Annotated in this window: 18 protein-coding genes; 3 read left to right on the top strand and 15 right to left on the bottom strand. The window is 67.2% G+C overall.

Annotated elements, in window-relative coordinates; translation table 11 throughout:
• Window positions 1-20 precede the first annotated feature (20 nt).
• Window positions 21-1,058 carry an AbrB family transcriptional regulator gene (locus ACG10_RS01485; RefSeq protein WP_198319059.1) on the top strand — a complete coding sequence of 346 codons (1,038 nt, stop codon included), beginning with the start codon at window positions 21-23 and terminating at the stop codon, window positions 1,056-1,058.
• Between the two features lie 19 nt (window positions 1,059-1,077).
• On the opposite strand, the gene ACG10_RS01480 is transcribed toward ACG10_RS01485, so the two are convergent.
• The 3 genes from ACG10_RS01480 to ACG10_RS01470 form a co-directional block, all read right to left on the bottom strand.
• The gene (locus ACG10_RS01480; RefSeq protein WP_089166849.1) at window positions 1,078-1,755 is read right to left on the bottom strand and encodes a potassium channel family protein; all 678 of its coding nucleotides are present in this window, start codon (window positions 1,753-1,755) and stop codon (window positions 1,078-1,080) included.
• 244 nt (window positions 1,756-1,999) lie between these two features.
• A complete protein-coding gene (locus ACG10_RS01475; RefSeq protein ID WP_089166848.1) occupies window positions 2,000-2,905 on the bottom strand; it encodes a hydroxymethylglutaryl-CoA lyase in 906 nt (301 codons plus the stop codon).
• A 170-nt stretch (window positions 2,906-3,075) separates the two neighbouring features.
• The gene (locus ACG10_RS01470; protein WP_232487241.1) at window positions 3,076-4,962 is read right to left on the bottom strand and encodes an acetyl-CoA carboxylase biotin carboxylase subunit; all 1,887 of its coding nucleotides are present in this window, start codon (window positions 4,960-4,962) and stop codon (window positions 3,076-3,078) included.
• Between the two features lie 304 nt (window positions 4,963-5,266).
• Between ACG10_RS01470 and ACG10_RS01465 the strand changes: the two genes are divergently transcribed.
• Window positions 5,267-6,631 carry a Fic family protein gene (locus tag ACG10_RS01465; protein WP_198318993.1) on the top strand — a complete coding sequence of 455 codons (1,365 nt, stop codon included), beginning with the start codon at window positions 5,267-5,269 and terminating at the stop codon, window positions 6,629-6,631.
• Window positions 6,632-6,642: 11 nt separating this feature from the next.
• Here the strand turns inward: ACG10_RS01465 and ACG10_RS01460 are convergent, their stop codons facing one another.
• The 10 genes from ACG10_RS01460 to ACG10_RS01415 all read right to left on the bottom strand — a co-directional run bounded on the left by ACG10_RS01460 (window position 6,643) and on the right by ACG10_RS01415 (window position 20,256).
• Window positions 6,643-7,440: a gamma-carboxygeranoyl-CoA hydratase gene (locus tag ACG10_RS01460; RefSeq protein ID WP_089166845.1), complete on the bottom strand. Its 798-nt coding sequence runs from the start codon at window positions 7,438-7,440 to the stop codon at window positions 6,643-6,645.
• A gap of 120 nt (window positions 7,441-7,560) precedes the next feature.
• Window positions 7,561-9,168 (bottom strand): carboxyl transferase domain-containing protein, encoded by a 1,608-nt coding sequence (locus ACG10_RS01455; protein WP_089166844.1) that lies wholly within the window; start codon window positions 9,166-9,168, stop codon window positions 7,561-7,563.
• 120 nt (window positions 9,169-9,288) lie between these two features.
• Window positions 9,289-10,470: an isovaleryl-CoA dehydrogenase gene (locus ACG10_RS01450; protein ID WP_089166843.1), complete on the bottom strand. Its 1,182-nt coding sequence runs from the start codon at window positions 10,468-10,470 to the stop codon at window positions 9,289-9,291.
• Window positions 10,471-10,621: 151 nt separating this feature from the next.
• Complete coding sequence (locus ACG10_RS01445) at window positions 10,622-11,959, bottom strand: OprD family porin (protein ID WP_089166842.1); 1,338 nt, start codon at window positions 11,957-11,959, stop codon at window positions 10,622-10,624.
• A gap of 191 nt (window positions 11,960-12,150) precedes the next feature.
• Window positions 12,151-13,476, bottom strand: a complete 1,326-nt coding sequence (locus ACG10_RS01440) for an OprD family porin (RefSeq protein ID WP_089166841.1) — start codon at window positions 13,474-13,476, stop codon at window positions 12,151-12,153.
• 736 nt (window positions 13,477-14,212) lie between these two features.
• Complete coding sequence (locus tag ACG10_RS01435) at window positions 14,213-15,286, bottom strand: AbrB family transcriptional regulator (RefSeq protein ID WP_232487240.1); 1,074 nt, start codon at window positions 15,284-15,286, stop codon at window positions 14,213-14,215.
• Between the two features lie 167 nt (window positions 15,287-15,453).
• Complete coding sequence (locus tag ACG10_RS01430) at window positions 15,454-16,797, bottom strand: OprD family porin (protein ID WP_089166839.1); 1,344 nt, start codon at window positions 16,795-16,797, stop codon at window positions 15,454-15,456.
• A gap of 100 nt (window positions 16,798-16,897) precedes the next feature.
• The gene (locus ACG10_RS01425; protein ID WP_039801128.1) at window positions 16,898-17,644 is read right to left on the bottom strand and encodes a TerC family protein; all 747 of its coding nucleotides are present in this window, start codon (window positions 17,642-17,644) and stop codon (window positions 16,898-16,900) included.
• A 54-nt stretch (window positions 17,645-17,698) separates the two neighbouring features.
• A complete protein-coding gene (locus ACG10_RS01420) occupies window positions 17,699-19,003 on the bottom strand; it encodes a CitMHS family transporter (protein WP_089166838.1) in 1,305 nt (434 codons plus the stop codon).
• Window positions 19,004-19,173: 170 nt separating this feature from the next.
• Window positions 19,174-20,256 carry a 4-oxalomesaconate tautomerase gene (locus ACG10_RS01415; protein ID WP_039801124.1) on the bottom strand — a complete coding sequence of 361 codons (1,083 nt, stop codon included), beginning with the start codon at window positions 20,254-20,256 and terminating at the stop codon, window positions 19,174-19,176.
• 168 nt (window positions 20,257-20,424) lie between these two features.
• Between ACG10_RS01415 and ACG10_RS01410 the strand changes: the two genes are divergently transcribed.
• The gene (locus ACG10_RS01410) at window positions 20,425-21,315 is read left to right on the top strand and encodes a LysR family transcriptional regulator (protein ID WP_089166837.1); all 891 of its coding nucleotides are present in this window, start codon (window positions 20,425-20,427) and stop codon (window positions 21,313-21,315) included.
• 23 nt (window positions 21,316-21,338) lie between these two features.
• Here ACG10_RS01410 and tcuB read toward each other — a convergent pair whose 3' ends face one another.
• Window positions 21,339-22,523: a tricarballylate utilization 4Fe-4S protein TcuB gene (gene tcuB / locus ACG10_RS01405; protein WP_089166836.1), complete on the bottom strand. Its 1,185-nt coding sequence runs from the start codon at window positions 22,521-22,523 to the stop codon at window positions 21,339-21,341.
• On the bottom strand, window positions 22,510-23,964 hold the full coding sequence (gene tcuA / locus ACG10_RS01400) for an FAD-dependent tricarballylate dehydrogenase TcuA (protein ID WP_089166835.1): 1,455 nt from the start codon (window positions 23,962-23,964) through the stop codon (window positions 22,510-22,512). The genes tcuB and tcuA overlap by 14 nt, the downstream gene beginning before the upstream one ends.
• Window positions 23,965-24,068 lie beyond the last annotated feature (104 nt).

Genomic DNA, 24,068 nt, shown 5'->3' with positions numbered 1-24,068 from the left:
CGGCCCGCTGCCGCCCCTGGATGCTCACCCCGCTGGCCGGCGCCCTCGGCGGCGGGCTCGCCCAGCTGCTCGGCTGGCCGCTGCCGTGGATGATCGGCGCGCTGCTCGGCGTCGCGACACTGCGCTGCCTGGGCTGCCTGACCGTCGTCGTGCCCCATGGCGTCAAGGCCGGCCAGTGGATCCTCGGCATCGGCATCGGCCTGCACTTCAACCAGGCGGTGCTGGAGCAGATCCTCGCCCACCTCGGCCTGGTGCTGCTCGGCAGCCTGCTGACCCTGCTCACCTGCACCTTCGGCATCACCCTGCACCGGCGCTACGGGGAAAGCTTCGCCACCGCCTACTTCGCCAGCATGCCCGGCGGCGCCAACGAGATGGTCAACCTGGGCAGCCGGCACGGCGCCGTCCTGCAGCAGGTGGCCGCCGCCCAGAGCCTGCGGATGACCCTGGTGCTGCTCGGCATTCCCGCCACCTATGCCTGGCTGTTCGCCGGCGGGCAGACGATCACCAATGCCCACCCCGGCCCCGACGCCGCCTGGCTGGCCCTGCTGTTCGCCCTCGGCGGGCTGGCCGCGCTGGTCTTCCAGCGCTGGCGCTTCCCCAACGCCTGGCAACTGGGCGCCCTGCTGGTCAGCATCCTGTGCAGCGTCGCCTTCGACCTGCATCTCGGCCTGCCGGCCGGCGCCGGCGAGCTCGGCCAGTGGCTGGTGGGCAGCACCCTGGGCTGTTATTTCGACCGCTCGTTCTTCCGCCGCGCCCCGGCGTTCCTGCTGCGCACCCTGCTGGCGACGGCGGCGGCGGTCCTGATCGCCCTGCCCATCGCCCTGACCATGAGCTGGGCCTCGGGCCTGGACGCCCGCGCCCTGCTGCTCGGCATGGTCCCCGGCGGCATCGCCGAGATGAGCCTCACCGCCGAGGCGCTGAACCTGCTGGTGCCGCTGGTCACCGCGATGCAGGTGCTGCGCCTGCTGCTGGTGCTGTTCCTGGCGGGGCCGGTGTTCCGCCTGTGCAGCGGAAAACTGGGGATCGGCAAGGCCGGGGAGCTGGCGATGCGGGAGTGAGGCGCGCGGCTCCGGCGCCTCAAGACTTCGGCCCCACCACCGGATAGACGCCCGTCAGCCGCGCGATCAGGATGGCCACGTACATCACGCCCGTCACGGCCTCCAGAATGGTCGGGAAGCGGGACTGGATCAGTACGGGGGTGATGTCGCCGAACCCGGCGGTGGTAAGGACGGTGAAGCTGTAGAAGATCAGGTCCGCCAGGTTCATGGTGGTGGGCGCTCCGTAGAGAGCGAAGGCGCCCGGGTGGAAATACTGCAGCACGCCGAAGAGGTAGGCCCAGAAGATGGCGATCATGATATAGGCCGCAACGGCGCCATAGAGCTTGTCGGCGGTCATCTCGTCGCGGCGCAGCACGTAATGCAGCAGATGGGCGATGGCGTAGGCGTAGAAGGCCGCCCCGAAGCTCCAGGAGAGGGTCAGATGGCCCCGCAAGCCCGACGCCAGGGCGAGCAGTTGAAAGGCCAGCGTCGGCAGACCGAGGGCGACGGCAACCAGGAAGGAAAGCCGGGAACGCCCCACCGCAGCGACGGCGGTCAGCAGGATCAGCAGGTTGAGCAGACCTACCAGAGCACGGCCGAGGAGGCTGTCCACGACGAACGGCATCGTCACCAGCAGCGCGAGCAGGGCCAGGAACATGAAGAAGCAACGCTGCTCGAGCATTCTGGCCAGGAACGGGCGATGCGTCATGGCCGGCATGGCGAGCGTTCTCCCGGATGATCCATCGACGTACCGGCAACCTTGGGCGGGCTGCCCGCCCTGCAAACCGGCTCTTCATGATCCGAGCTTGCCATAGCGGTGGCTGCCTCCCGGTGGCCCGACTCGCGACGCCAGAATCAGTTTAGATAGGCATGGGCCGTTTGCGGCGGCGGCCAGATGGACCGGAGGCTCTGCAGACGGCCTCGAACACCGGAGCGAACGCCGGCAGCGTTGCCTGGTCCGCCTAGCCGCCACCTAGGCGCCGCGCCCGGGCCACCCGCGAGCCGTTGTCGCGGCCGAGCACGGCGCAGATGCGCTCGCCGGCGGCGATCAGCGCCTGCAGATCTATGCCGGTGTGGATGCCCAGCCCATCGAGCAGGTACAGAACATCCTCGCTGGCCACATTGCCGCTGGCCCCCTTCGCATAAGGGCAGCCGCCGAGCCCTGCGACCGAGCTGTCGAACACGGCGATGCCTTCCAGCAGGCTCGCGTAAATATTCGCCAGCGCCTGGCCGTAGGTGTCGTGGAAGTGCCCGGCCAGCCGGTCGCGCGGGATGTCGCGGCCGACGACGTCAAACAAGGTGCGGGTCTTGCCGGCGGTGCCGGTGCCGATGGTGTCGCCCAAGGACACCTCGTAGCAGCCCATCGCGAACAGTTCGCGGGCCACGCTGGCGACCTGCTGCGGCGCTACCTCGCCCTCGTAGGGACAGCCGAGCACGCAGGACACGTAGCCGCGCACGCGCACGCCCTGTGCGCGGGCGGCGTCCAGCACCGGCACGAAGCGCGCCAGGCTCTCGGCGATCGAGCAGTTGATGTTCTTCTGCGAGAAGCGCTCGGAGGCGGCGGCGAACACCGCCACTTCCTTGACCCCGGCGGCCATCGCCGCCTCGAAACCCTGAATGTTGGGGGTCAGCGCGGCGTAGGTGACGCCGTTCTTCTGCCGGATCTGCGCGAACACCTCGGCGCTGCCGGCCATCTGCGGCACCCACTTGGGCGAGACGAAGCTGCCGACCTCGACGTATTCCAGGCCGGCGGCGGTGAGGTCGTCGACCAGGCGCACCTTGTCGGCCACGCCGATCGGCTGTTTCTCGTTCTGCAGGCCGTCGCGCGGGCCGACTTCGACCAGGCGGACGTGCTGGGGCAGTGTCATTGCATAACCTCTGGGTAGGGTGGAAAAAGGAATGGTGGAAAACCGCTGCGCGGGTTTTCCAGCCTACCAAGTCCGGTAGGGTGGGCAACTCGCGCAGCGATTGCCCACCGTCGGGCCCGTGCGCCGGTGGACAAGGCTGCGCCGTTGTCCACCCTACGTGGCGACCAGCCTCAGGCCTCCTCCAGCTCCACCAGCGCCGTGCCCTCGCTGACCAGCTCGCCCTCGCGGCAATACAGGCCCTTGACCACCCCGGCCTGCGGCGCGCGGATGCTGTGCTCCATCTTCATCGCCTCCAGCACCACCAGCGGGGTCCCCGCCTCGACCTTCTGCCCGGCTTCCACCAGCACGCGGACGATGCTGCCGTTCATCGGCGCGGTCAGGCCGCCGTGGTGGGCGTGTCCGGCCTCGACCTCGGCGAGCGGGTCGACGCGGCTGACGGCGTGCAGCTCGCCGTTCCATTCCAGGTACAGGGTTCCGTCCCGGCGCAGCGCCAGATGCTGGCGGCGCACGCCGCCCTGCTCCAGCCACAGCCGTTCGCCGTGCAGGCAAGCTGACGGCGCGCCGCCCAGGCGCACCACCCGCTGCGCCTCGCCACAGCGCAGCGCCAGGTCGATCTGCGCCGGCAGCCCGGCCCGCCAGCCGTCGGTCGCGCCCCACGGCGAGTGCGGATCGTCCGCGCGCCGGCGCGGCGCCTCGCTCTGTACCCAAGCGCTGGCAGCCAGCCGCCAGAAGGCCTCGGGCAGCTCCTGCGGCTCCGGCAGCAGCATTTCCTGGTGGCGCGGAATGAAGCCGGTGTCCAGCTCGGCGCCGGCGAAGGCCGGGTGGGCGAGCACGCGGCGCAGGAAGGCCAGGTTGGTCCGCAAGCCGCCGACGGCGGTTTCCGCGAGCATGGCCAGCAGGCGCTGGCGGGCCTCCTCGCGGTTCTCGCCCCAGGCGATCAGCTTGGCCAGCATCGGGTCGTAGAACGGCGACACCGCATCGCCCTCGGCCACCCCGCTGTCGACCCGGCGTCCCGGACCTGCGGCCGGCTCGCGGTACAGCGCCAGGGTGCCGCTGGCGGGCAGGAAGTCGTGCTCCGGGTCCTCGGCGTAGAGGCGCACCTCGATGGCGTGGCCGTGCAGCGGCACCTGGTCCTGGGTGATCGGCAACGGCTCGCCGCGGGCCACGCGGATCTGCCAGGCGACCAGGTCGAGGCCGGTGATCGCCTCGGTGACCGGGTGTTCCACCTGGAGCCTTGTATTCATCTCCATGAAGAAGAACTCGCCGCGCGCATCGAGGAGGAACTCCACGGTGCCGGCGCCGACATAGCCGATCGCCTGGGCCGCCTTCACCGCCGCCTCGCCCATGGCGCGGCGCAGCGCGGGCGACAGGCCGGGCGCCGGGGCTTCCTCGACCACCTTCTGGTGGCGGCGCTGGATCGAGCAGTCGCGCTCGTTGAGGTACAGGCAGTTGCCGTGCTGGTCGGCGAACACCTGGATCTCCACGTGGCGCGGCTTGAGCACGTATTTTTCCACCAGCATGCGCGCATCGCCGAAGGCCGACTTGGCTTCACGCCGGGCGGACTCCAAGGCCTCGGCAAGCTGGGCCTCCGCTTCGACCACCTTCATGCCCTTGCCGCCGCCGCCGGCGGTGGCCTTGAGCAGCATCGGATAGCCGATGGTTTCAGCGGCAGCGCGGAAGGTCTCGAAATCCTGCGCCTCGCCGTGGTAGCCGGGCACCAGCGGCACGCCGGCCGCCTCCATCAGCACCTTGGCCGCCGACTTGCTGCCCATCGCCTCGATGGCCGCGGCCGGCGGGCCGAGGAACAGCAGCCCGGCAGCCTCGCAGGCGCGGGCGAAGTCGGCGTTCTCGGAGAGAAAGCCATAGCCCGGATGGATGGCCTGGGCGCCGCTCTCGCGGGCGGCGCCGATGATTCCATCGATCCGCAGGTAGCTCTCCGCCGGCTTGGCGCCGCCCAGGTCCACTGCCAGATCGGCCTCGCGCACGTGCCGGGCATGACGGTCGATGGCGCTGTGCACGGCCACCGTGCGGATGCCCAGGGCCCTGGCGGTGCGCATCACCCGGCAGGCGATCTCGCCGCGGTTGGCGATCAGCAGGGTGTCGATGGCGACGGAAACCAGCTGTCGAGCGTCCACATCTGCCCTTGAAAGATCCTTGCAGCCGGGATCCTTGCTCATGGTGAAATCTCCTCGTTGCCTGCCAGCAAGCATAGCTTTCTCACACCTTGCTGGATTTGCCCTGGCAATGGTTAACGTAATTTTCCTATATTGAGCTTTTGCACCTTGAAAGCCTCATATCCAAGAAGCAAAAGACTTTCTCGATTGTCCTTATGCGCCAAGCCTCCATCGGAAAAATCAATTTTTGAAAATTGAGTACGACATGGCCAAACCAAGAGTTGAGCGTGCTCCTGCATTCGACATGGATGCCCTGGATTTCAACCGGATCGGCCCCTATCTGAGCCAGTTCGGCATTACCGACGCCAAGGGCCGCTATCTGCACTGGGACAAGCTGAAGTGGCGGGTTCCGCGGGATCAGGCGGCGGACATCTGGCAGGCGATCAAGCTGCAGCGGTCTTTCCAGCAAAAGACCATCCCACTCAAGGATGCTGCCGGCCGGGACTTCCACTACTGCATCACTCCTGCGATGGAGGCCAAGCTGCACCAGGTGGTCAGGACGGCCGGGGGCAATGTCGGCGCCGTGGCCGGCGAGGCCGCATCGGATGGCATCCAGGAGCATTTCCTGGTTTCCGCCCTGCTCATGGAGGAAGCCATCACCAGCGCCCAGCTGGAAGGAGCGGCCACAACCCGGGAGGTGGCCAAGAAAATGCTGGAAGAAGAACGGGAGCCGGCCGACGAGGACGAGCGGATGATCCTCAACAACTACCTGCTGCTGAAGGAGGCCGAGCGGGTCAGGAATGAGCCGCTGACCGTCGATCAGGTGCTCGACTTCCACCGCATCGCCACCCGCAGCACGACCGGCAATGCCGTAGTACCCGGCGAACTGCGCTTGGACGATGACATCTATGTGGATGATGGCGACGGCGGCATCGCCCATCAGCCCCCTCCGTTCCACGTACTTCCCGAGCGCCTGCAAGCCCTGTGCGACTTCGCCAACGGCGACCACACGGGGATGGCCGGCTCGACCTTCATCGCCCCGGTGGTGAAAGCCATCATCCTGCACTTCATGATCGGCTATGAGCATCCATTCCGCGACGGCAACGGCCGGACCGCCCGGGCGTTGTTCTATTGGTACATGCTCAAGTGCGACTATCGGCTTTTCCGTTATGTCTCCATCAGCAGGCTGCTCAAGGACGACCCCGGCGGCTACGGTCTTTCCTACCTTTACAGCGAGACCGACGACAACGATCTGACCTATTTCATCGACTTTCAGCTGGACATCATCCTGCGTGCCTTCGACGACCTGCGTCGTTATCTGGAAACCAAGAGCAACGACTTCCAGCAGATCGTGCACCTCCTGGAAAACACCCCATTCGGCAACCTGCTGAGCTTCGTTCAGAAGGATCTGATCAAGAAGGCCGCCCGCGAGCCGGGGCGGATCTTCACCGCGCGCGAAGTCGCCAAAAGCTACGACATCACCGACAACACGGCTCGTACCCATCTGAACCAATTGGTCGATCTGAAGCTGCTGCTGGCGACCAAGGACGGACGCAAGGTGCTGTATATCGCCCCTGCCGACTTGCAGAGGCGCCTGGGGCGGAAAAAGTAGCTGCGAGCCTCTCATTCCTGTAGTCGCCAGGCGGGGGCACGTTTCTCCAGGAAGGCGCGCAGGCCCTCCTGGCCTTCCGGGCTGACCCGCAGGCGGGCGATGGCGCTTTCGGTGTAGCGGCGCAGGGCCGGGTTGAGCGCGCCGCTGCCGACTTCGCGCAACAGGTCCTTGGTCGCCTTCATGGCCTGCGGGCCGTTCTGCAGCAGGGTGGCGATCCACTGCTCGAGTGCGCTATCCAGCTCGGCGGCCGGGTAGCACTCGGCGAGCAGGCCCAGCTCGCGGGCGCGCTCGCCGTCGAAGCGCTCGCCGGTCAGGGCGTAGCGGCGCGCGGCGCGCTCGCCGATAGCCTGCACCACGAAGGGACTGATCACCGCCGGGGCCAAGCCGATGCGCACTTCGGACAGGGCGAACTGCGCATCAACGGCGCCGATGGCCAGGTCGCAGCAGGCGATCAGCCCCAGCGCCCCGCCGAAGGCCGCGCCCTGCACCACGGCCAGGGTCGGCAGCTTGAGGTGGTAAAGGTTGTACATCAGCTCGGCCAGGGCCTGGGCGTCGGCCAGGTTGGCGGCGTAGTCGAGGTCGGCGGCCTCGCGCATCCAGGCCAGATCGGCGCCGGCGCAGAAGTGCCTGCCGCGCCCGCGCAGGAGCAGAAAGCGCAGCTCGCGGCGCTCCTTCAGCGTGTCGAGGGCGAGGATCAGCTCCTTGATCATGGCGGCGTCGAAGGCGTTGTGCTTCTCCGGGCGGTCGAGCCAGAGGGTGGCGAAGCCGCGCGGGTCGAAGTCGAGTTGTACGGTGGTGAAGTCGGTCATGTCGTTGCTCTCGCCTGAGACTGGCATCTTCGTTGTAGGAGCAGATTCATCTGCGACCGACCAGCCCTGCTGGTCGCCGGATTGCCGCGCCGCAGGCACGGGTCGCGAATGAATTCGCTCCTACATGCGGAACACGCCGAATTGAGTCGGCTCAATCGCTGCGTTCAAGCTGGCAGAAAGCGCCAGGGCGAGCACCTCGCGGGTCTGCGCCGGGTCGATCACGCCGTCGTCCCACAGCCGGGCGCTGGAATAGAAGGCATGCGCCTGGCGCTCGTAGCGCTCGACGATGGGCTGGCGGATCGCTTCTTCCTCCTCGGCGGAGAAGGACTGTCCGGCGCGCCCGGCCTGTTCGCGCTTGACCTGCGCCAGCACCCCGGCGGCCTGCTGGGCGCCCATCACGCCGATCCTGGCGTTCGGCCACATCCACAGAAAACGCGGGTCGTAGGCACGCCCGCACATGCCGTAGTTGCCGGCGCCGAAGCTGCCGCCGACGATCACGGTGAACTTCGGCACGCTGGCGCAGGCCACCGCGGTGACCAGCTTGGCGCCGTGCTTGGCGATGCCGCCGGCCTCGTACTTCTGGCCGACCATGAAGCCGGTGATGTTCTGCAGGAACAGCAGCGGAATGCCGCGCTGGCAGGCCAGCTCGATGAAGTGCGCACCTTTTTGCGCGGCCTCCGAGAACAGGATGCCGTTGTTGCCGAGGATGGCGATCGGATAGCCGTGCAGGTGGGCGAAACCGCAGACCAGGGTAGGGCCGAACAGCGCCTTGAACTCGTCGAACTCGCTGTCGTCGACCAGGCGGGCGATCAGCTCGCGCACATCGAACGGCTGCCGGGCGTCGCTCGGGATCACCCCGTACAGCTCCTCGGCCGGGTAGCGCGGCGCCCGCGGCGCGCGGCTCTGCAGCCGGCCGAGCTTGCGCCAGTTGAGGTTGGCCACGCAGCGCCGGGCGATCGCCAGGGCGTGCTCGTCGCTCTCGGCGTAGTGGTCGGCCACCCCCGAGGTCCTGCAGTGCACGTCGGCGCCGCCCAGTTCCTCGGCGCTGACCACTTCGCCGGTGGCGGCCTTCACCAGCGGCGGGCCGGCGAGGAAGATGGTCGCCTGCTCGCGCACCATGATGGTCTCGTCGGACATCGCCGGCACGTAGGCGCCGCCGGCGGTGCACGAGCCCATCACCACGGCGATCTGCGGGATGCCGGCGGCGCTCATGCTCGCCTGGTTGAAGAAGATCCGCCCGAAGTGCTCGCGGTCGGGGAACACCTCGTCCTGGCGCGGCAGGTTGGCGCCGCCGGAATCCACCAGATAAATACAGGGCAGGCGGTTCTCGCGGGCGATGGCCTGGGCGCGCAGGTGCTTCTTCACCGTCAGCGGGTAGTAGGTGCCGCCCTTCACCGTGGCGTCGTTGGCGATGACCATGCACTCGACGCCCTCGATGCGGCCGATGCCGGCGATCACCCCGGCGGCCGGCACCTCCTCGTCGTAGACCTCGAAGGCGGCGAGCTGGCCGATCTCGAGAAACGGCGAGCCGGGATCGAGCAGGCGGTCGATGCGCTGGCGCGGCAGCAGCTTGCCGCGCGCGGCGTGGCGCTCCTGGGCCCTGGCGCCGCCGCCCTCACGGATGCGCCCGAGCAGGGCGTGCAACTGGTCGACCTGTTCGCGCATGGCCGCGCCGTTGGCGGCGAACTCCGGCGAACGGGGGTTGAGCTGGGTGTGCAGGATGGCCATGGGCTAACTCCCTGATGCCGTTCTGATCGCTCCCACGCTCCTGCGTGGGAGCGCCGCCTGGGGACGCCGAGCGTCCGTCCGGGGGTGCCCACGCGGGAGCGTGGGCACCATCAAGGGTTCTCAGCGCGTCTCGTCGAACAGCTCGCGGCCGATCAGCATGCGGCGGATCTCGCTGGTGCCGGCGCCGATCTCGTAGAGCTTGGCGTCGCGCCACAGCCGCCCGGTCGGGTAGTCGTTGACGTAGCCGTTGCCGCCGAGGATCTGGATCGCCTCGCCGGCCAGCCAGGTGGCCTTCTCGGCGCAGTAGAGGATCACCCCGGCGCAGTCCTTGCGCACCTGGCGCACGTGCCCGGAGCCCAGCGCGTCGAGCTGCCGGCCGACCGCGTAGAGGTAGGCGCGACAGGCCTGCAGGGTGGTGTACATGTCGGCGACCTTGGCCTGGATCAGCTGGAACTCGCCGATGCTCTGACCGAACTGCCGGCGGTCGTGGATGTAGGGCACCACCACGTCCATCGCCGCCTGCATCAGGCCCAGCGGCCCGCCGGCGAGCACGGCGCGCTCGTAGTCCAGGCCGCTCATCAGCACCTTGACGCCTTCATTGACCTGGCCAAGCACATTCTCCGCGGGGATCTCCACGTCGCGGAACACCAGCTCGCCGGTGTGCGAGCCGCGCATGCCGAGCTTGTCGAGCTTCTGCGCCACCGAGAAGCCGGGGCTGTCCGTCTCCAGGATGAAGGCGGTGATGCCGCGCGCGCCGGCGGCCGGGTCGGTCTTGGCGTAGACCACCAGCACGTCGCAGTCCGGGCCGTTGGTGATCCACATCTTGGTGCCGTTGAGCACATAGCGGTCGCCCTTGCGGTCGGCGCGCAACTGCATGGACACCACGTCGGAGCCGGCGTTGGGCTCGCTCATCGCCAGGGCGCCGATGTGCTCGCCGGAGATCAGCCGGGGCAGGAAGCGTTCCTTCTGCGCCGGCGTGCCGTTGCGGTGGATCTGGTTGACGCAGAGGTTGGAGTGCGCGCCGTAGGACAGGGCGATCGACCCCGAGGCGCGGGACAGCTCCTCCATGGCGATCATGTGCGCCAGATAGCCCATGCCGGCGCCGCCGTACTCTTCGGCGACGGTCAGGCCGAGCAGGCCCAGCTCGCCGAACTTGCCCCACAGGTCCATGGGGAACTGGTCGGTGCGGTCGGCTTCGGCGGCGCGCGGGGCGATCTCCCGGGCGGCGAAGCCGGCCACCGAGTCGCGCAGCATGTCGATCTCCTCGCCGAGGAAGAAATTCAGTCCAGGCAGGGTGTTCATGGTCGGATACTCCAGGCCTTGTTGTCGTTCCCTGTCTTGAGAATATGCCAGGACGGGCCGGTGAGCCGGCCGATGCGAGGCGGGCACCGGCTCATCGGCCTGTCCCGCCTCCCGGTCGGAACAGCGCCCCCGCGGTTCCGACCCGGCGCTGTCAGAACAGCGGCAGGCTGTAGCTGACGATCAGGCGATTCTCGTCCAGGTCGCGGGTGTCGTTGCCGCGCAGCGCGGCGTTGCGCCAGGTCAGGCCGAGGCCCTTGAAGGTGCCTTCCGGCACCACGTAATCGATGCGGAAGTTGCGTTCCCACTCCCGGTTGTCGCTGCCGGCAGCGTCGATGTCGTCGCCGCTCCAGTAGACCAGGCTGGCCTTCAGGCCGGCGATGCCGAGCTTGCCGAAGTCGTAGGCGTAGCCGGTCACCCAGGTGTTCTCGCCGGCGCTGGTGAACTTGTGGATCTGCGCGTCGGTGATCAGGTACAGGGTGCGCCCGCTGCCCTTGAACAGGTGCGGGAAGTCGCTGTTGCCGCTGATCTTCTGGTAGCCGGCCTTCACTTCGTGGCCGCCCAGGGTATAGGTGAACTGGGCGCTCCACAGGTGGTTGTCGACCTCGCCGCGGCTGGACGCGCCGGCGCTCCAGTAGCCGCTGCTGACGTAGCCCTCGGCGCGCCCGGAGGTGCTTTCGTTCTTGCCGTCGGCGTCGCTGGCGAAGAAGCGCAGGTCGGTCTTCAGCGACCCCACCGGCAGCGCCCAGGTGTGGATCAGGCCGAGGAAGTGCTGCTCGTAGAAGTCGTCCAGGCTGCCGTAGTAGTACTGCAGCAAGAGGTCCTTGCCGACCTTGTAGTCGGCGCCGCCGTAGTAGAACTCGTTGCTGAACTGGGCGTTGGGGCCGCTGTTGGCGCCGGAGATGGAGAGCGGGAAGCTGTCGCTGGAGTTGCGGTCGGTGGAGTGCTCGATCTTGCCGGCGATCAGGGTCAGGTCGTCGATCTCGCTGGAGGTGATCTGCCCGCCGTGGAACAGTTGCGGCAGCAGGCGGCCGTCGTTGTAGGTGACCACCGGCAGCTTGGGCATCAGGGTGCCGAGCCGCGCCTCGGTCCCGGAGATACGCAGCTTGCCGGTGACGGCGAGCCGGCCGAAGTCGGTCTTCGCCTTGCCGTTGCTCTCCAGCGGAAACACGGTGCCCGGGGTGCGCTCGATGCCCGGCTTGCCCTCGCGGCCGCCGCCGTCCAGGCGGATGGCGTGCATGGCCAGCACGTCCAGGCCGAAGCCGAGCGTCCCTTCGCTGAAGCCCGACTTGTAGTCGAGGAAGAAGCCCTGGCCCCATTCCTCCGAACGCGGTCGGTCCTCGTTGCGGGTGTCCTGGTTGATGTAGAAGTTCTTGAAGTTCAGCGTGAGCTTGCCGTCCTCGACGAACTCGGCCTGGGCGACGGAAGGCATGGCCAGCGCCACCCCCAGGGTGGACAGGGCGGCGCTGCGGGTGACGGGCGTCTGGTACATCGTCGTTCTACCTCCTGGCGGAAGGATGCACGGGGTTCCCACAGTCGTGGGGCCCGCCGGCAGGCATCTCTAGCGGGCGCTTGCACCCGGCGACGGGTTCTTCCAGTCTGGCAGCGGCCAGCCGCTGCGCTGGGAAATCCGCCCGGCAGGCTGGCTGGTGCCGCGTCCCTGCGGCGCCAGTCCGGCGAGCGTCAGAACAGCGGCAGGCTGTAGCTGACGACCAGGCGGTTCTCGTCCAGGTCGCGGCCGTCGTTGCCACGGGTCGCGGCGTTGAGCCAGGACAGGCCGACGCCCTTGAGCAGACCGTTCTGCACCGTGTAGTCGACGCGGAAGTTGCGCTCCCACTCCTTGTTGTCGCTGCCGGCAGCATCGATGTCGTCGCCGCTGAAGTAGATCAGCTTGGTCTTCAGGCCCGGCACGCCGATCGCCGCGAAGTCGTAGGTATGCCCGACCACCCAGGTATTCTCGCCGGCGCTGGCGAACTTGCCGATCTGGCCGTTGGTGATCAGGTGCAGGGTGCGCCCGGTCCCCAGGTTGATGTGCGGGAAGTCGCTGTTGCCGGTGACCTTCTGGTAGCCGGCGCTCAGCGCGTGGCCGGCCAGGCTGTAGGTGAACATCGCGCTCCACAGGTTGTTGTCGACCTCGCCGCTGCTGCCGTTGGCGCCGCTGCTCCGGTAGCCCTCGGCACGTCCGGAGGAACTCTCGTTCTTGCCGTCGGAGTCGCTGTAGAAGTAGCGCAGGTCGGACTTCAGCGCGCCGACCGGCAGTTTCCAGTCGTGCACCAGGCCGAAGAAGTGCTGTTTGTAGAAGTCGCGCAGGTTGCCGTAGTAGTACTGCAGCAGCAGGTCCTTGGTGGGCTTGTAGTCGGCGCCGCCGAAGTAGAACTCGTTGCTGAACTGGGCATTGGGGCCGCTGTTGGCGCCGCCGATGGACAGGCCGTGGTTGTCGCTGGAGTTGCGCTCGGTGGAGTGCTCGATCTTGCCCGCGGTCAGGCTCAGGTCCTTGATCTCGTTGGAAGTGACCTGCGCGCCGTGGAACATCTGCGGCAGCAGGCGGCCGTCGTTGTAGGTCAGCACCGGCATCTTCGGCATCAGGGTGCCGAGGCGGGCTTCGGTCTTGGAGAAGCGCATCTTGCCGGTCACGCCGACCCGGCCGAAGTCGGTCTTGGCCTTGCCGTTGCTTTCCAGCGGGAACATGCCTCCCGGAGTCCGTTCGATGTCCGCCTTGCCGGCGCGGCCACCGCCGTCCAGGCGGATGGCGTGCATCGCCATCACGTCGAGGCCGAAGCCGACCGGGCCTTCGGTGAAGCCGGACTTGAAGTCGAGGAAGAGGCCCTGGCCCCACTCCTCCGAGCGCGGCGCATCCTGGTTGCGGACGTCTTGGTTGATGTAGAAGTTCTTGAAGCTCAGCGTCGCCTTGCTGTCCTTGATGAACTCCGCCTGGGCAACGGAGGGAACGGCCAGTGCCGCACCCAGCGCGGACAGGGCCACGCCCTGGGCGAGTAGCGTCTTGTGCATGTTGTTTTCGTCTCCTGGATGGATGATGCGCGGTGCTTCTTGTTGTCATGGGGAAACCGCTACCGCACGCGGGTTTTCCCCGACGCTCCGGCCGCATCGGGCAATGGCCTGCGCCGGCGGATGCCGTGCGCCGGTGCCCTTCGGCACATCGGCCCGGCATCCGGCCGGCAGGCAGCCCGGATCAGCAGCCCGTTGCGGACGGAGCGTTGGGGAGGCAGAAAAGGACGCAGCCTTGGGGCGGCCGCGACGGGGAATGGCGACACCAATGGCCGGAGTGCAGGCGGGATGCTTGGGCGGTCTGGCCGGACATGAACGTTTCCTTATTGTTTTTCGTTCGTCGTGATGACCAGGCCGCCAAGGCCGAGCCGTCGGTCGCGGCTTCGGCGAGACGGCAGTCGGTCAGGGTGTGCTCGCTGGACGAGTCCACAGCAACCGGCATGCCGTACCGCTTGCGCCGGCCGCCGGTGCGCCCCGGATGGACCCCGGAAAGCCACGCCGCAGAGCGGCTCTGCCTGGCTTTCGCGGCGCACCGGCGGCGGGACATTCAAAGGAACGCGGCACTGGCAGGCGGGCGGGGATCGGCGAAGCTCCGCCAAAAGCGCAGCGCAGCATGGCGGATTTCCGCCTGTCGTGTTCGGAAATGGCCGAGGCGGCGTCCGCGCAGCCCGGATCGTCCGGCTCGGTCTCCGCCACAGCGCTTGAGGCTTGCTCTCCCCCGCTGCCAGCCGGTCAGACGCTAACCCGCGTCCCCCTCTTGCATGACGCGTCCGCTCCAGAAGCGGAACACCGGCCTCGCCAGGAACAGCACCAGCAGCAGGCGCAGCACCTGCATCGCGGTGACCAGCGGCACCACCAGGCCCAGCGCCTCGGCGGTGAGGCTCATCTCGGCAATGCCGCCGGGCACCATGCCGAGCACCAGCGTCCGCGCGTCCAGGCCCGAACCCCAGCTCATCAGCAGCGCGATGGGCACCGCGAGCAGGACTGCCGCGACCGTCGCCAGCAGGGTGCGCAGCATGAACGCCGGGGCACGACGGAAGAACGAGCGCTCGAAATGGCAGCCCAGGCTGCTGCCCAGCAGCCACTGGCCGACTTCGCCGGCGCCGTCCGGCAGGCCGATGTGCAGGTCGAAGGCGACGCTGAACAGGCCGCTGACCAGCAGGGCGCCGAGTTGCCAGGCGTTGGGGAAACGCCAGCGCTGGAAGACCAGCGCGACCAGACCGCCGAGGGCGAACAGCAGAGCCAGCCAGCCGGCATCGGGGCCGGGCTGGGTGATGGTAGCCGCCTGCCCGCCGGCGAACAGCCAGGTGTAGATGGCAGGGATGCCCACCAGCACCAGCATCATGCGCAGGCTGTGGCTGGCGGCCACGTGCTGCAGTTCGGCGCCATGCGGCCGGCCCAGGTTGACCATCTCGCTGGCGCCGCCGGGCATGCTGGCGAAGTAGGCGGTGGCGAAGCTTTCCCCGTGACGCCGGTGCAGGACGATGCCAATGACGCAGGTGAGCACGGTCAGCAAGGTGCCGACCAGCACCAGGCCGAGGTGGGCGAGGATCTGCTCGAGCACTGCCGGGTTGAAGTGCAGGCCGATCCCGGTGGCTATGATCCACTGGCCGACCTTGATGCCATGGGGCATGGGGAGGGTCAGGCAGCCCAGGCAGCGCAGCGCCGCGACGCCGAGCAGCGCGCCGATCATCCAGGGCAGCGGCCAGCCGAGCAGTTGGGCGAGGCCGCCGCCGAGAGCACCGGCCAGCGGGCTGAGAATCCAGGGTTTGCAGCGGGCAAGCAGGCCTGCCGGGACGGGGGGAAATTTGATGGTCACATGACGGCCTTGAGCAAGAAGCGGATCGCATCCGTCACGGTGGATGCGATCCGCAGGTCGAAAGACCAGGCAGGTCTGTATTGCCGGGGCAACGTCGGTGTGTCCGCCCCAACGGCAGCAGCAACCTTACCATTGTCGGAAAAGGCCTCTGCCTCCTCCTTTCAAAGCAGGGGAATGCTGTAGTTGACGATCAGACGGTTCTCGTCCTGGTCCCGCTGCCCCACGTCGTTGCCGCGCCACATGGCGTTGCGCCAGGTGAGGCCGACGCCCTTGAACAGGCCCGACTGCACCGTGTAGTCGACCCGCATGTCGCGCTCCCACTCGCGGCGGTCGCTGCCGGCGGCGTCGATGTCGTCGCCGCTGTAGTACATCAGGCTGGCCTTCAGTCCCGGAATGCCGGCCTTGGCGAAGTCGTAGGCGTAGCCGGCCACCCAGGTGTTCTCCCCGGCGCTGGTGAACTTGCCCATCTGCGCATTGGTGATCAGGTAGGGCACGCGCCCATTGCCCTGGTTGATATGGGGAAAATCGCTGTTGCCGGTGATTTTCTGGTAGCCAAGGCTCAGCGCATGGCCATCCAGGCTGTAGGTGAACAGGGCGCTCCACAGACGGTTGTCGACCTCGCCTTGGCTGGACGAGCCGGCGCCCCAGTAGCCGCTGCTGACGTAGCCCTCGGCCCGACCGGAAGCACTGGAGTTTTCGCCGTCGGAATCGCTGTCGAAGTAGCGCAGGTCGGTCTTCAGCGAACCGACCGGCAGTGCCCAGTTGTGCACCAGGCCGAGGAAGTGCTGTTTGTAGAAATCACGCAGGTTGCCGTAGTAGTACTGCAGCAGCAGGTCCTTGTTGACCTTGTAGTCGGCGCCGCCGTAGTAGAACTCGTTGTTGAACTGGGCCTTGCTGCCGCTGTTGGCGCCGGCGATGGACAGGCTGTCGCTGTTGCTGGAGTTGCGGTCCGTGGAGTGCTCCAGCTTGCCGGCGATCAGGGTCAGGTCCTTGATCTCGTTGGAGGTGACCTGCGCGCCCTCGAAGGTCTGCGGCAACAGGCGCCCGTCGCTGTAACTCACCACCGGCAGCTTGGGCAGCAGAGTGCCGACGTGCGCCACGGTCTTGGAGAAGCGCAGCTTGGCAGTCACCCCGAGCCGGCTGAAGTCGCGCCTCGCCTTGCCGTTGCTTTCCAGCGGGAAGACCGAGCCCGGGCGGCGGTCGATCTCGCTGATCGGCTTGTCCGCATCGCCGCCGGCGTCCAGGCGGAGCGCGTACTGGCCCAGCAGATCGAGGCCGAAGCCGACCGGCCCCTCGGTGAAGCCGGACTTGTAGTCGAGGACGAAGGCCTGGCCCCACTCCTCCACCCCGCCACGGTCCTCGTTGCGGACGTCCTGGTTGATATAGAAGTTGCGCAGATTGAGCGAAGCCTTGCTATCCTCGAAGAAACCTTGCGAGCTGGCATAGCCGGCGGGCAACAGACTCAGACAGGACAGGGTCAGGCCGCAGGTGAAACGCTTGTGCATGGGACTACCTATTATTCTTGTGCGGTAGGTACGGGTTGCCGTGCGCCCCGACTGTCGGGCGCACGGATGGATCGGGCAACGATGGGTCCGGGAGGGCGGCCTACTGGCCGGGGATGTCCCGGCTCAGGTGCACCGGTTCTGCGCGCGGACGGCGCATGCGGATGTTCAGCGCTTCCACCGCCAGCGAGAAGGCCATGGCGAAGTAGACGTAGCCCTTGGGCACGTGCACCTCGAAGCTCTCGGCGATCAGCACGGTGCCGACCACGATGAGGAACGACAGGGCCAGCAGCTTGAGGCTCGGGTGCTTGTCGATGAACTCGCTGATGGTGCCGGAGGCGGCCATCATCACCAGCACGGCGACGATGATCGCGGCGACCATCACCGGCACGTGGGAAACCATGCCGACTGCGGTGATCACCGAGTCCAGGGAGAACACGATGTCGATGATGGCGATCTGGACGATGGTGCCGATGAACTGGCCGCCGCCCTTGGGCGTCTCGTTGGTCTCGTCCTCGCCTTCCAGGCCGTGGTAGATCTCGGTGCTGCTCTTCCACAGCAGAAACAGGCCGCCGAAGAACAGGATCAGGTCGCGTCCGGAAATGCCCTGGCCGAAGACGTGGAAGAGGTCGACGGTCAGGCCCATGACCCAGGAGATCGACAGCAGCAGGAGAATCCGGGTGACCATCGCCAGCGCCAGGCCGAACAGCCGGGTGCGGGCCTGCATCTCCTTCGGCATGCGGCCGACGAGGATGGAGATCATGATGATGTTGTCGATGCCGAGCACGATCTCCAGCGCGGTCAGGGTGAAGAAGGCAACCCAGATCTCCGGGTTGATCAGCCAGTCCATAAGGGAATCCTTGCGTTGCAGGTTGAGCGGCCGGGGGCATCCGGCCGCTTAGGGTCAGGCGATGAAGGTCAGGGCTCCGGTGACCAGGGCCAGGGCGGTGATCACCAGCGAGGTGAGAACTGCCCACTTGAAGGTGGCCTTCTGGAACTCGCCGATGTCGCGGTCGACCATGCCCACCAGCAGCAGGGTCGAGGCCACCAGCGGGCTCATCAGGTGCACCGGCTGGCCGAGCACCGAGGCGCGGGCGATCTCCAGCGAGTCGATGCCATAGGCCGCCGCGGCATTGGCGAGGATCGGCACCACGCCGAAGTAGTAAGCGTCGTTGGAGAGCACGAAGGTCAGCGGCATGCTGGTGATCGCCACCACCAGCGGGAACAGCGCCCCCCACTCCGGCGGAATCATGTCCACCAGCCCCTGGGCCAGGGCATCGACCATCTTGGTGCCGGAGAAGATGCCGGCGAACACCCCGGCGGAGAACACCAGCAGCACCACGGTCATGGCGTTGCCGGCATGGGCGAGGACCCGTTCCTTCTGCTGTTCCAGATGGGGATAGTTGATCATCAGCGCGACCACGAAACCGATCAGGAACAGCACGGCCGAGTGCATCACGCCCATCACCAGAGCCACCATCACCGCAGCCACCAGCAGCAGGTTCAACCAGGCCAGGCGGGGCCGCTTGTGGGTGCTGTCGCCGAGAATCTCTTCGATGTAGCAGTTGCTGCCGCCGGACTGCAGGACGACGCTGCCGACCCGCTTGCGTTCGCCGCGGCCAAGCATCCAGGCGGTGAACACCACCCAGGCGGCCCCGCCGATGACGGTTGGCAGCAGCGGTACGAAGAACTCGCCGGCATCCAGGCCGAGCACGGCGATGGCCCGGGTGGCCGGACCGCCCCAGGGCGACATGCCGCTCATGATGCTCAAGGACAGCATGGCGAGGATCGCCAGAATCATCGGGTTCATGCCGATACGCTTGTACAGCGGCAGCATGGCGGCGCAGGTGATCATGTAGGTGGTGGTGCCGTCGCCATCCAGGGCGACCAGCAGCGAGAGCAGCGCGGTGCCCATGGCGATCTTCACCGGATCGCCGTTGACCACCTTGAGGATGCGGCGGATCAGCGGGTCGAACAGCCCGGCATCGATGAGGATGCCGAAGAACAGGATGGCGAACAGCAGCAGCGCGGCCGAGGGCGCCACCATCTTGAGGCCGTCCAGCATCATCTTGCCGAGGCCGTCGCCGAAACCGCCGAACAGGGCGAAGACGATGGGCACCACGGTCAGGGCAACGATGGGGGACAAACGTTTGGTCATGATCAGGACGGTGAATACGACCACCATCGCGAGACCGAGCAGGGCGAGCATAAGCGGATTCTCTTGTAGTTGTTGGTTGAATCGTTCCTGGTCGATATTTGCGCAATACGCATGCGGAAACTCCCTTTCCTGCCGGGTGGTGCAGCTATCCCGCTGCCAGGCCGGCTGTTCGAATGGCTCCTATACGCAGGCGGTTCGCCTGCGTGGTTCAAGGCCTCCTCTCAACCGGCGAGCCGCTGCACGGCGGGCACGTAGACTTCGCCGGAGAACAGCCGGCGCGCGGTACGGATCACCGCGGCGCGGATGGTCTTGCCATCGGCGCCGGTACGCGCCAGCGCGACCTCGATGGCACCACTCGGGTGTTCCAGGCGCACCTGCTCCAGATCACGCGGCAAACGCTCGCCGAACATCCGGGAGATCACGCTGCCCTCGCTGACACAGGCAGTCGCCAACCCGATCGAGCCGGTGATGGCCAGCGAGCGGTGGCAGTTGCTCGGCATGAAATAGCGGACCTGCAGGGTGCCACCGGCCCTGGGCGTCGAAACCAGCACCGGCTTGGGAATCACCTTGTCGCTCACATCGCCCAGCCCCATGGCCATGCCGGCACGCAAGCGCAGGGCCTCCAGACGGCGCAGGAAATCCTGGTCGGCATCCAGTTCGGCGGGGCTTTCGTCGCCGCGCTTGCCCAGCCGGCTGGCCTCGACGATCAGCATGGGCATAGCCATGTCGATGCAAGTCACCGGGATGTCGTCGAACCAGTCGAGCACCTGCCCGGTAGGGAACAGCTTGCCGGTCTTGCTGCCCGCGGCGTCGAGGAAGGTCAGCTTGATCGGCGCCGCGGTGCCGGGCACGCCGTCGATGGCGGTGTCACCTTCGTAGCGGACCTTGCCGTCGGGCGTCTGCACTTCCGAATCGACGAAGGTATTGGTGTTCAGGTTGCGAATGCGCACCCGGGTCACCGCGCCACTGACCGGGACGAGCCCCTGCTCGATGGCGAAGGGGCCGACGGCGCAGAGCATGTTGCCGCAGTTGGGTGCGGTATCCACGCGGCGCTGGGACACCATCACCTGGACGAACAGGTAATCCACGTCGGCGTCGGGATGCGCGGAGGGACTGACGATGGCGACCTTGCTGGTCTGCGGACTGCCGCCGCCGATACCGTCGATTTCCAGCTCATGGCCGGAGCCCATGATCGCCAGCAGCAGCTCGTCGCGCTCCAGGGTCGAGCCGGGCAGATCGCTGGCCAGAAACACCGGACCTTTGGAAGTGCCGCCCCGCATCAGCACGCAAGGGATACGCTGCATAATTACTAACTCCTGTTTATCAATCTCAGTCATTGATGCTTTTGGCAGGAGATTCACACGGAAACAAAAATGTTTCCAATGCAAATATCAGAGTTATTATTCCGATTTAGTTATCTAAACTGGCAACAGGCCACAGCGGCACCAGCGCCGCAGGAGTACCGGAAAACCATGGAATACGATCTCCAAGACATTAAATCTTTCGTGAAAATCGCCGAATTAGGGAGTTTTCACGAAGCCGCCGAAACCCTTCATCTATCCCAGCCAGCACTGACGCGACGGATCAAGAAACTCGAGCAGGGGCTGGGCACTCCGCTGCTCGATCGCACCACCCGGCGAGTCAGCCTGACCAGCGTGGGACGCGACTTCCTACCCAAGGCGAGGCGCGTGCTGGACGATCTCGAGGACTCGATCATGAGCATCCGCGAACTCGCCGAGCGCCAGACCGGCCAGGTCACCCTGGCCTGCATTCCCACCGCGGCGTTCTACTTCCTGCCCTCGGTCATTCGCCTGTACAACGAGCAGTACCCGAAGATCCGCATCCGGCTGCTCGATCTCAGCGCCAACGAGGGGCTCGAAGCCGTCCTGCGCGGCGAGGCCGACTTCGGCATCAACATGATGAGCGGGCAGCATCCCGACATCGAATTCCTCTCCCTGGTCAACGAGCCCTTCGTCCTGGCCTGCCGCCGCGACCACCCGTTGGCGAGCCGCGAGGCGGTGCGCTGGGCCGAACTGGCCGACTACCGCCTGATCGGCGTAGGCCGCCTGAGCGGCAACCGCATGCTGCTCGACCATGCCCTGGCGGGCCTGAGCTGGCGGCCCAAGTGGTTTTACGAGGTCCAGCACCTGTCGACCTCGCTCGGCATGGTCGAGGCCGGATTGGGTGTTTCCGCCGTCCCCAGCCTGGCCATGCCCGCCGCGGATCACCCGACGCTGGTCAGCGTCCCGCTGATCGAGCCGGTGGTGAACCGCAGCCTGGGCCTGGTTCGCCGCCGCGGCGCCTCGCTGTCGCCGGCGGCGGACAAGTTCGTCTCCATCCTGCTGCAGCAGTGGCCGCAATGACGCCATCCCCCGACCTGCCGCCCTCACTCGCCGCCCATCCGCAACCGGTCGGGCTGGCGCTTCTCGATGGCGAACTTCAGCAAGGCGGCGCTGCGGAAGATTCCATGGGCGAACTTGCCGTACGGCATGGTCAGGAAAAACGCCATGACCGCGCCCAGGTGCAGCGCCAGCAGCAGCGCCATGGCCCCACTGTCCCGCCCGGCCAGCAGCGCCAGGCCACTGAGGCTGACCAGCAGCAGCAGCGCGATGAAACCGCGGTCCATGGGACGCTGCGCGCTGTCGCCGTGCTCCGGATGGCGACGCCGGTTCAGCCACAAGAGGCCGGCGGGACCGACCAGCAGCCCGAGGCCGCCGGCCGTCCCCAGCAGAACCGGCAGGCTCGTCAGCGGATAGGGCGCCTCCAGGCCCAGCACGAAGTGGTACAGCGTGGCGACGGAGGTGGCGGCGAAGCACAGCAGGAAGCCGTAGAAGGTGCAGTGATGGAAGCGCCGCCGCCAGAGGGTGAAGCGGTCGCTCTCCTCGTTGCAGCCCTCGCCATGTCCACCGTCGAGATACTTCAGCCGTAACACGGCACCCGAGGCCTCGAACGCCGCTGCTCCCTTCTGCACCGGCTCTTCCGAAGGCGGCGAAACCTCCCGCCAGAAGCGCCGCACGGCCATGCCGAGGGCCAGGGTGGCGAAGGCGAAGACCAGGCCGAACATCAGCGCCAGCGCGTCGTGGGGAAAGATCGCGTAGAAGTCGCCTGCCAGCGGTCCGGGAAACAGGGTGCCCTTGACGGCCAACGTCAGCGCCAGGAAGAGTCCCAGGCCGGCGGCGGTGGCCAGCGACAGCGTCAGCCCGTTGCGCCGGTAGAGCCGACCCAATGCCGGCGGCCAGGCATATTCGGCATAGGTGTCCAGGCGCACCCTGGCCATCGCCCGCGGGACGTTCACGGCGAACTCATGGGGTTCGGCGTATTGGCAGGCATGCAGGCAGGCACCGCAGTTGTGGCAGAGGTTGGCCAGGTAATGGATATCCGCCTGGGTGAAGTCGAGGCGCCGGGTCATGGCCGGGAACACGGCGCAGAATCCCTCGCAGTAGCGGCAGGCATTGCAGATGTGCAGCTGCCGGTCGACTTCCGCCGCGGCGACGTTGAACACCGGGATCGGCTGGAGTGCGCCGCCGGCGCCGGAGATGGGCGGTCGTGCCCCGGGATCAAGCGATTGCATGGTCTTGTCCTGCAGTCATGGAAGCTGGGTGATGGCCGGCCGCGGCGGCGGCCTGGCTGCCGGCGATCCGGCCGAACGCCGTGCCGATGCTCATGCCGACCCCGGCGGTGTAGCCCTTGCCGAGCACGTTGCCGGCCATCATTTCCCCGGCGACGAAGAGGTTCGGGCTGGGCTTGCCGGAGAAGTGCACGGCGGCCGTCTCGTCCGTCCTGAGCCCCAGGTAGGTGAAGGTGACGCCCGGACGCAGCGGATAGCCATAGAAGGGCGGCGTGTCGATCGGCCGGGCCCAGTGGGTCTTGGCCGGCGAGAGGCCTTCGGTGCGGCAGTCGTCGAGTGCGGTATGGTCGAAGGTGCCGACCCGGCAGGCCTGGTTGTAGGCCTCGATGGTCTCCACGAACGCAGCTTCGGGCAGGCTCAACTGACGGGCCAGTTCGCCAAGGGTGCTCGCGGCAGTGCCGGGAAACACCGGTGGCATGAAGCGGCCGACGGCTTTGCGGTCGATGATGGAGTAGCCGACCTGGCCGGGCTGCTGCGCCACCAGGCGCCCCCAGATTGCGTAGCGCTTGGGCCAGAAATCTTCGCCCTCGTCGTAGAAGCGGCGGCCGTCACAGTTGACCACCACACCCAGCGACACACAGTCGATGCGGGTGCAGATCCCACCGTCGTAGAGCGGTGCACGGGCGTCGATGGCAACCATGTGGGCCTGGGTCGGGTCGCCGACAGGATCGGCACCGGCGTCGATCAGGGCGCGCAGCAGCGTGCCCGTGTTGAAGCGGGTTCCGCGGATCAGGAAGTTGTCCGCCGCCCAGTCGCCGTTCTCGTTCTGTCCCCAGGCCTCGCGCAACCAGTCGCGGTTGGATTCGAAACCGCCGGCGGCCAGGACGCAGCTGCGCGCCTCGATGCGTTCGGCCGGCCGGCGCACGCCATCGACCTCCCGGGCGGCCAGGTGCACGGCGACGAAGCGATCGCCCTGCAGTTCGATCCCCGTCACCGGGCTGTCGTAGCGAATCTGCACGCCCAGTGCCTCGGCGCTGCGGTAGTAGGCGTTGATCAAGGCCTTGCCGCCGCCGGTGAAGAAGGCATTGGTGCGCGCCAGCTGCAGCGTGCCCGACAGGGACGGCTGGAAACGCACGCCATGGCGGCGCATCCAGTCCCGGCAACGGGACGAGTCGCGGATGACGCGCCGGGCGAGACGCTCGTCGGTCATGCCGCCGGTGACCTTCAGCAGGTCCTGCCAGAACTCCTCTTCGGTATAGGCATCGACCAGCACGTCCTGCGGGGCCTCGTGCATGCAGCGCAGATTCCGGGTGTGCTGGGAATTGCCGCCGCGCCAGCGGCGCGGCGCGGCCTCCAGCAAGAGCACCCGGGCACCGGCCTCGCGTGCCATGAGGGCGGCGCACAGCGCGGCGTTCCCGCCGCCGACCACCAGTACATCGATCATCTCGTCTCCTCCTCGGTGGGGAGGCGAAACGAAGGGGCTCCCCACCCGTGGAAGGCACGATAGTTAGACGGAGCTGACCCCGACAGGCTGCTTTGCGCGGGAGG

The sequence above is a fragment of the Azotobacter chroococcum genome (assembly GCF_002220155.1).
In the GTDB taxonomy this organism is placed as follows: Bacteria; Pseudomonadota; Gammaproteobacteria; order Pseudomonadales; family Pseudomonadaceae; genus Azotobacter; species Azotobacter chroococcum.
The sequence above is the reverse complement of the archived record's forward strand: the minus strand, read 5'-3'. Positions and strand labels throughout refer to the sequence as shown.